Annotated in this window: 3 protein-coding genes; all 3 read left to right on the top strand. The window is 64.7% G+C overall.

Going from position 1 to position 3,415, the window contains the following annotated elements; translation table 11 throughout:
* Positions 1–762, top strand: a 762-nt coding sequence (locus EN991_RS28470; RefSeq protein WP_281058815.1) for an FAD-linked oxidase C-terminal domain-containing protein, incomplete at its 5' end; no start/stop codon positions are given.
* Positions 763–860: 98 nt separating this feature from the next.
* The gene (locus EN991_RS28465; protein ID WP_127367401.1) at positions 861–2,531 is read left to right on the top strand and encodes a thiamine pyrophosphate-binding protein; all 1,671 of its coding nucleotides are present in this window, start codon (positions 861–863) and stop codon (positions 2,529–2,531) included.
* Positions 2,528–3,415, top strand: an 888-nt coding sequence (locus EN991_RS28460; RefSeq protein ID WP_164769429.1) for a hydantoinase/oxoprolinase family protein, incomplete at its 3' end; no start/stop codon positions are given. The genes EN991_RS28465 and EN991_RS28460, both read left to right, overlap by 4 nt.

The following is a 3,415-nucleotide window of genomic DNA, read 5'->3' as shown; positions in this document are numbered from 1 at the left end:
CTTCTGGTCCTGCCCGACTTTGCCGCCGCCGTTTCGTTCGGCGCCTTCCTGCGCGGCGAGGCCGGGGAATTCCTGACTGGCCTCGAGTTCTTCTCCGATGTGGGCCTGCGATTGGCGCTCAAGCACGTGCCCGACCTTGCCTACCAACTGGAGACACGGGGCGACGTCTATCTGCTGGTCGAACTGGCATCGGGGTCGTCACGCGTTCCCCTGGACGAGATCCTGGCTTCGGCTCTGGAATGGGGCATGGAACAGAGCCTGGTTAGCGACGGCGCGCTGGCGGCGACAGGTGCGCATCGGGCACAATTCTGGCGGCTGCGCGAGGAGCAACCGGAGGGACAAAGGCTGGAAGGCGAGCAACTCAAGCACGACATCTCCGTCCCTCCAGGTGCAATCGCCCGTTTCGTCGAGGCTGGCGCGAAGATCTGCGGCGGCATTCTTCCCGGTGTGCGGATAAACCCGTTCGGGCACCTCGGCGACGGAAACATCCATTACAATTTGTCTCCGCCGGAAGGTCGTGCCGATTTCGACGGCAAGGCCGAGCTGTTCGCAGAGGCGCTGTCATCTCTTGCCACTCAGATGGGCGGCAGCTTTGCCGCCGAGCATGGGCTTGGCCGGGCAAAGGTGGTCATGGCCGACCGCAATCGCGGCCTGGTGGAGCGAGAGCTCATGGCGCGGCTCAAAGGCGCGTTCGATCCGCTGGGCACGATGAACCCGGACGTCCTGGTTCGCGCCTCTCGGGAAAGAAAAACTTTCGAATAGACGGCATTTCTTGGTTTCGTCTCGATGCGCCAGCGTGCACGTATGAATCTGAAAGGCAGGCTCGATCCGCTTGCCGCCTGAATGAAGGATGTCGCAGCATGATCCGCAATGGCGGTCGCCTTCTTGTCGAATGCCTGATCGCGCTCGGCGCGACCAAGAGTTTCGGTGTGCCGGGCGAAAGCTATCTGGCCGTGCTGGACGCGCTGCACGACACTCGTGGAAAGCTGGACTACGTGCTGTGCCGCAACGAGGGCGGCGCGGCATTCATGGCCTCGGCCTATGGCAAGCTGACGGGTTCGCCGGGCATCTGCTTCGTGACGCGCGGACCGGGTGTCGCCAATGCGTCCATCGGCGTGCACACGGCGATGCAGGACAGTTCGCCGATGATCCTGTTCGTCGGCCAGGTCGGCACCGACATGCGCGGCCGCGAAGCGTTTCAGGAAATCGACTACCGCGCGGTGTTCGGCACGATGGCGAAATGGGCGGTGGAGATCGACGCTGTCGAGCGCCTGCCGGAAATCATTGCCCGGGCCTGGACCACGGCGCTCACCGGGCGGCCCGGCCCGGTGGTGATCGCCCTGCCCGAGAACATGCTGACCACGCCGACCGATGTCGCGGCGCTCAGCGGGCCTGCCAGGGTGTTCGAGGCCGCGGCCGATGCCGATGCGCTGGCCGAGGCCCGGTCCATGCTGGCCGCCTCCAGCAGACCGGTCATCCTGATCGGCGGTGCCAACTGGTCAGCTGACGGGCGTGCCGTGCTCCAGGCTTTCGCCGAAACCTCCGACATTCCGGTGGTCGCGGCGTTCCGCTTCCAGGATCAGTTCGACAATGGCTCACCGGTCTTCGTCGGCGAGGCCGGTGTCGGCATGGTCCCGCATGTCAAGAAGCTGATCCGGGACGCCGATGTGATCCTGGCGATCAATGTGCGCTTCGGCGAGATGACCACGGATGGCTACACGCTGCTGTCCGTGCCCCAGCCGAAGCAGAAGCTGATCCATGTCCACGCTTCGGATCGCGAGATCGGCAAGATCTATGTGCCGGCGCTTGGCATCCATGCCGGGCCGAACGCCTTCGCCAAGGCGCTCTCGCCGGTCAAGGGCGACTGGGGCGCGTGGCGGTCGCAGGCACGCCAAAGCTATGAGGGCACGTTCACCGCGCCTGCCCAGCCGGGCCCGGTCGACATGGTCGAAGTCAGCCGCTGGCTGCGCGAAACGCTGCCCGACGACGTCATCCTGACCAACGGCGCCGGCAATTTCACCGTGTGGCCAAACAAGTTCTTCAAATTCGGGCCAAAGGCGCGGCTGCTTGCACCGCAATCCGGCGCCATGGGCTACGGCCTGCCGGCGGCCATCGCGGCCAAAGTGGCCTTTCCCTCACGCACGGTGGTCTGCTTTGCCGGTGACGGCGATTTCCAGATGAACTGCCAGGAGTTGGGGACGGCGATGCAGGCCGGGGCGCAGCCGATCGTCCTCATCCTGAACAACGGCATCTACGGGACCATCCGCGCGCATCAGGAGCGGCACTATCCGGCGCGCGTGTCGGGAACGAACATCGAGAACCCGGATTTCGTCGGCATCGCCCGGGCCTATGGCTTCCACGCCGAGCGGGTCGGCGCGACCAGCGATTTCGCCGGCGCTTTCGGCAGGGCGCTGGCATCCGCGACCGGCGCGGTCCTGGAGCTGGATATTTCCCCGGAGGCGATCACGCCGCGTCAAACCCTTTCCCAAATGCGCGACGCAGCGCTCGCTTCGCATAAGGCCAACGCATGACCAGTACGGCAAATGACATTCGTCTCGGCGCGGATATCGGCGGCACGTTCACCGATATTGTGGTCGATGTGCGCGGCACGATCTTTTCGACCAAGATCCTGACCAACTATGCCGCCCCCGAACAGGCTATCCTCGACGGGATCGAGATTGTCGTGCGCGACGCCGGCATCACGCTGGCGGACCTCGACATCGTCATTCACGGCACCACGCTGGCGACCAACGCGCTCATCGAACGGCGTGGCGCCAAGACGGCATTGGTCACCACCGAAGGGTTTCGCGATGTCATCGAGATGCGCACGGAAAACCGGTTCGAACAGTATGATCTGAACCTGAAGCTGCCGCCGCCGCTGATCCCGCGCGAGCATCGCTATACGGTCAAGGGGCGCATCGGCGCGGACGGAAAGGAATTGCAGCCGCTGGACGAAGCAGCGCTCGACGAGATCGCCGGCAGCATCGCCGCGGGCGGCTTCGGCGCCGTCGCCATCGGCTTCATCCATTCCTACATGAACCCGGTGCATGAGCAGCGGGCACGCGCGATCCTCGCCAGAAAGCTGGACATACCGATTTCCATCAGCGCTGAGGTCTCGCCGCAGATGCGCGAGTTCGAACGCTTCAACACGGTTTGCGCCAATGCCTATGTCCGGCCGCAGATGGCCGACTATCTGGTGCGCCTCCAGGTGCGGCTGAAGGAGATGGGGGCGAACTGTCCGGTGTTCATGATCCACTCGGGCGGCGGACTGATCTCGGTGGAAACCGCGTCCGAATTTCCGGTGCGCCTGGTCGAGTCCGGTCCGGCCGGCGGTGCCATTTTTGCGGCCGACGTGGCGCGGCGCTTCGACCTGGACTCCGTCGTTTCGTACGACATGGGCGGAACGACCGCGAAG

It is taken from the genome of Mesorhizobium sp. M7A.F.Ca.US.005.03.2.1, assembly GCF_003997795.1.
Lineage (GTDB): Bacteria > Pseudomonadota > Alphaproteobacteria > Rhizobiales > Rhizobiaceae > Mesorhizobium > Mesorhizobium ciceri.
This window is presented reverse-complemented; position numbering and strand designations above follow the sequence as displayed.

What these genes read in the sequence shown, in the direction of transcription:
- EN991_RS28465 (WP_127367401.1), top strand. Translation starts at nt 861, where the DNA reads ATGATCCGCAATGGCGGTCGCCTTCTTGTCGAATGCCTGATCGCGCTC.